At 66.2% G+C, this 399-nt stretch carries 1 protein-coding gene; it reads right to left on the bottom strand.

Annotated elements, in window-relative coordinates; all coding sequences use genetic code 11:
- Window positions 1-231 precede the first annotated feature (231 nt).
- The coding region (locus AC07BS_RS23215) for a transposase (protein WP_478934347.1) at window positions 232-399 on the bottom strand (168 nt) is incomplete at its 5' end.

The raw sequence follows: 399 nt of genomic DNA, 5'->3' as shown, positions 1-399 counted from the left end.
TGCAATGGGGGTGTGAGAATACATCCGTTCTTTGGCCACGGACAGAGAGGGGCGCCCCCCCCCCCCCCCCCCTTCTTCCCCCCCCCCCCCCGCTGTCGTGGCTGAGGTGGTCGGGTATTCGGGAAGAGAGAAGAGGAGCCCCTTCGGGGCGCAACCCACGGAGCCGCACAGGCAGTGCGGCTCTGTGGGGCGCTGACTGTCGAATTGGCCCATGGGGACTAAGACAGTGTCCTACATGGTCAGTTTGAGGAGGCGTTTGTAGCAGCAGAGTGCGGCTGCGAGGCCGAGGAGGGCCAGGTAGTTGCGGGGGTGGCGTTCGTAGCGGATGGTGAGGCGGCGGTAGCCGGTCAGCCAGGAGATGGTGCGCTCGATCACCCATCTGCGGCGGCCGAGACGTTC

Source organism: Streptomyces sp. NPDC044063 (assembly GCF_056434285.1).
The sequence above is the reverse complement of the archived record's forward strand: the minus strand, read 5'-3'. Positions and strand labels throughout refer to the sequence as shown.